The following is a 3,074-nucleotide window of genomic DNA, read 5'->3' as shown; positions in this document are numbered from 1 at the left end:
CTCGACGAGGGCGAGGGTCTCGGCCGTCATGCGGACGTGCCCCTCGGCGACGGCGGTGCGCGCCGTGACGTCCTTTTCCGAGACGTCGACCATGTGGGCCTGTCCCGCGGCGTCGAAATGGGTGAGCGGGCCCGTCATGCCGCGGGCACCTCGTGGCCGAGGAGCGCGCGGGTGGCCGCCGCCACGTCCGCCTGCCGCATCAGGCTTTCGCCGATGAGGAAGGCGCGTGCGCCATGGGCCGCCATGTCGGCGAGGTCGGCAGGCGTGAAGAGGCCGGATTCGGAGATCGCCATCCGGTCGGCAGGCACCCGCCCGGCAAGCTCGCGCGTCGTCTGAAGCGTGGTCTCGAAGGTATTGAGATTGCGGTTGTTTATGCCGATGAGGGGGCTCTTCAGCCGGAGCGCGCGGTCGAGTTCGGCGCCGTCATGGACCTCGATCAGCGCGTCCATCCCCCAGTGATGCGCGGCGTCCTCGAGCTCGGCGGCGAGGGCGTCCTCGACCGAGGCCATGATGATGAGGATGCAGTCCGCGCCCCAGGCCCGCGCCTCGGCGACCTGGTAGGTGTCGTAGAGGAAGTCCTTGCGCAGCGCCGGCAGCGAGACGGCTTCGCGCGCCGCGGTCAGGAACTCCGGCGCCCCCTGGAAGGAGGGCGCGTCGGTCAGGACCGAGAGGCAGGTGGCGCCGCCGTCCTCGTAGGCGCGGGCGAGCGCGGGCGGGTCGAAGTCGGCGCGGATCAGGCCCTTGGACGGGCTCGCCTTCTTGATCTCGGCGATGAGGCCGTAGCCCGCGCCGGTCGCGGCCTTCAGCGCACCGCCGAAGGGACGGACGGGGCCCGCCGCACGGGCGGCCGCCTCCACGGTCGCGAGGGGACGCGCCGCCTTCGCGGCAGCGATCTCCTCGAGCTTGTAGGCCTTGATGCGGTCGAGAATGGTGCTCATGATCCCGTGGTTTACGGGCGCGGCGGGCGCATGTCCACCGGCGTCGGCCCCCTGGTGCCGGCCGCATCGCCCGGCGCGACGCGGTCTCCGCGATCGAGTCGCGCGGGGCGCGGCCTGACGCGGAGCGCCCGCCCTCAGCCGCCCCGGGTGATCCGGGAGAGCGTCTCGACCGCGCGCTTCGCCGCGCCGCTGTCGATGCTCTCGGCCGCGACCTCGACGCCGTCGCGCAGCTCGGCCACGCGGCCCGCCACCACGAGCGCCGCCGCCGCGTTCAGGAGCACCGCGTCGCGGTAGGCGCCCGTCGCGCCCTCGAGGAGCGCGCGGAGCGCCGCGGCGTTCTCGGCCGGGCTGCCGCCGAGGATGTCGCGGAAGGGATGCACCGGCAGGCCCGCATCCTCCGGGTGGACCACGCGGCCCCGGACGCGGCCGTCCTTCAGCTCCGCCACCTGCGTCGGCCCCGAGATCGAGATCTCGTCCGTCCCGTCCTCGCCATGGACGAGCCAGGCGGCCTCGCTGCCGAGCTCCTGCAACGTCTCGGCCATGGGGAAGATGAGGTCGATCGCGAAGGCGCCGGTGAGCTGCCGCTTCACGCCCGCGGGGTTCGTCAGCGGGCCCAGGATGTTGAAGATGGTCTTCGAGCCCAGCTCCTGGCGCACCGGCATCACGTGCTTCATCGCCGGATGGTGCATCGGCGCCATCATGAAGCCGATCCCGGCCTCGGCGATGGCGCGCTCGACCACTTCGGGGCCGACCATCACGTCGATCCCGAGCTCGGAAAGCGCATCCGCCGCGCCCGATTTCGACGAGAGGTTGCGGTTGCCGTGCTTGGCCACCGTCACGCCCGCGCCCGCCACGACGAAGGCCGCCCCGGTCGAGATGTTGAGCGTGCCCATCCCGTCGCCGCCTGTGCCGACGATGTCCATCGCACCCTCGGGCGCGCGGACCTTCACGCATTTCTCGCGCATCACCTTGGCGGCCGCGGCGTATTCGGCGACCGACTCGCCCCGCGCCCGCATCGCCATGAGAAAGCCGCCCATCTGCGCCGGCGTGGCCGTGCCTTCGAACAGCTCCTCGAAGGCGGCCTCGGCCTGCGAGCGGCTGAGCGGCCCCTCGGAGGCCGCGTAGATCAGGGGCTTCATCGTGTCGCTCATGCGGGCAGGCTCTCCTTGGCCAGCGTCAGGAAGGTCTTGAGGAGCGCGTGGCCATGCTCGGACCGGATGCTCTCGGGGTGGAACTGCACGCCCTCGATGGGCAGGGTCCGGTGGCGCAGGCCCATGATGGTGCCGTCGGCGAGCTCGGCCGTGACCTCCAGTTCGGGCGGAAGGCTCGCGCGCTCGACCACGAGGCTGTGGTAGCGCGTGGCCGCGAGCGGCGAGGGCAGCCCCGCGAAGACGCCGCGCCCCTCGTGCAGGATCTGCCCGAGCTTGCCGTGCACGATCTCCGTATGGCGGACCACGCGGCCGCCGAAGGCCTCGCCGATGGCCTGGTGGCCGAGGCAGACGCCGAAGAGCGGCACGCCCGCGCCCGCCGCCGCCCGGATCAGCGGCACGCAGATGCCGGCCTGCGCGGGGTCGCAGGGGCCGGGGGAGACCACGATCGCCTCGGGCCGCAGCGCGAGCGCGTCCTGCACGGTCAGCGCGTCGTTGCGCACCACCTTCACCTCGGCCCCGAGCTCGCCCAGGTAGTGCACGAGGTTCCAGGTGAAGCTGTCGTAGTTGTCGATCAGCAGCAGCATCTCGCGCGCCTCGCGATAGGGGGGTGAAGGCGCGCCGCGCCCGGGTTATACATGTTTCAAAGCCGCGCCCCGGGGTCAAGCGCGACCCCTCGGGAACGATCGGCGAGAACAGGACGGCGGTTCGGGGCGCGCGGCTGCGGGTCCGGTCGGATCGACCGGGCCAGGAGAAAGGTGGGCAGGCATGGGCGGTGGCATCATCCTTGGCGTCTTCTGGGGGATTGTGGTCTCCCTCACCGTTGCGGCGATCGTGTCGCTGAACACGCCGCTGCCGCAACGCTCCGCGGAGGCTCCGGCGGCGGTCGGGGAGGCGCCCGCAGCCGGTGCCGAGACGGCTCCGCCCGCGGCGGAGGAGGCCGCCGCGCCGGAGGCGCCCGCGCCGGAAGCTCCGCCCGCGGACGGCC

At 72.8% G+C, this 3,074-nt stretch carries 5 protein-coding genes; 1 reads left to right on the top strand and 4 read right to left on the bottom strand.

Going from position 1 to position 3,074, the window contains the following annotated elements; translation table 11 throughout:
- From ACTS11_RS12240 to ACTS11_RS12225, 4 genes are all read right to left on the bottom strand, one after another.
- Positions 1 to 138, bottom strand: a 138-nt coding sequence (locus ACTS11_RS12240) for a cyclic pyranopterin monophosphate synthase MoaC (RefSeq protein WP_442640595.1), incomplete at its 3' end; no start/stop codon positions are given.
- On the bottom strand, positions 135 to 938 hold the full coding sequence (gene trpC / locus ACTS11_RS12235) for an indole-3-glycerol phosphate synthase TrpC (RefSeq protein ID WP_442640594.1): 804 nt from the start codon (positions 936 to 938) through the stop codon (positions 135 to 137). The genes ACTS11_RS12240 and trpC, both read right to left, overlap by 4 nt.
- A 134-nt stretch (positions 939 to 1,072) precedes the next feature.
- A complete protein-coding gene (gene trpD / locus ACTS11_RS12230; protein ID WP_442640593.1) occupies positions 1,073 to 2,089 on the bottom strand; it encodes an anthranilate phosphoribosyltransferase in 1,017 nt (338 codons plus the stop codon).
- Complete coding sequence (locus ACTS11_RS12225; protein WP_442640592.1) at positions 2,086 to 2,673, bottom strand: aminodeoxychorismate/anthranilate synthase component II; 588 nt, start codon at positions 2,671 to 2,673, stop codon at positions 2,086 to 2,088. Before ACTS11_RS12225 ends, trpD begins: the two co-directional genes overlap by 4 nt.
- Before the next feature lie 181 nt (positions 2,674 to 2,854).
- On the opposite strand from ACTS11_RS12225, the gene ACTS11_RS12220 reads away from it, so the two are divergent.
- Positions 2,855 to 3,074 (top strand): hypothetical protein (locus ACTS11_RS12220; RefSeq protein WP_442640591.1); only part of this gene is annotated, 220 nt, incomplete at its 3' end.

Source organism: Roseicyclus sp., from assembly GCF_052168335.1.
In the GTDB taxonomy this organism is placed as follows: Bacteria; Pseudomonadota; Alphaproteobacteria; order Rhodobacterales; family Rhodobacteraceae; genus Roseibacterium.
The sequence above is the reverse complement of the archived record's forward strand: the minus strand, read 5'-3'. Positions and strand labels throughout refer to the sequence as shown.